The organism is Corynebacterium sp. LK14 (genome assembly GCF_008042215.1).
Classification (GTDB): domain Bacteria; phylum Actinomycetota; class Actinomycetes; order Mycobacteriales; family Mycobacteriaceae; genus Corynebacterium; species Corynebacterium striatum.
In genome coordinates this window covers 1-535 of the sequence record NZ_NOVQ01000027.1, presented here as the reverse complement: position 1 = coordinate 535, position 535 = coordinate 1, and the positions used below count along the sequence as shown (strand labels likewise).

Sequence of the window (535 nt, the reverse complement as noted above, 5' to 3'; positions counted from 1 at the left end):
CCAACCGTCCCAGTGGAAGCGGCAATACCGTGCTGGGCTAGTCGCTCGTTGTAGACCACGCTGACGTACTGGGACCCGTGATCCGAATGGTGAATGAGACCTGTTGTTTCCTCAGCACACACGATCGCTTGGTTGAGAGCTTGCAGCGGCAGTGCTTCAGTCCGCATTGAGTCTGATAACGCCCACCCAACGATCCGGCGGGAGTAAACGTCGGTGACAAACGCGGCGTACACAAAGCCTTTCTTCGTGCGCACATACGTAATGTCGGCCACCCACAGCTTATTTGGACCCTGAGCTTTGAATTCACGCTCGACCAAGTCCGGGCGCAGATCAGGCACGTTAGCTCTTCGGGTTGTGATAGGTGATCTGCCTTTGCCTTTGCCAGAAATACCGGCCAGGCGCATCAACCGAGCGGTTTGTTCACGCCCGATATCAATTCCTTCACGGCGAAGAGCATGCCACATTTTCCGCACCCCGTAAACACCGTAATTATCCTGATGAACAGCCCTAATGCGTTCAATCAGCACAGCATCGC

The 535-nt window shown here is 55.0% G+C and carries 1 protein-coding gene; it reads right to left on the bottom strand.

Annotated elements, in window-relative coordinates; genetic code table 11:
• Window positions 1–527 (bottom strand): IS3 family transposase (locus CHU71_RS12685; RefSeq protein ID WP_255456451.1); only part of this gene is annotated, 527 nt, incomplete at its 3' end.
• Between the last annotated feature and the right edge of the window lie 8 nt (window positions 528–535).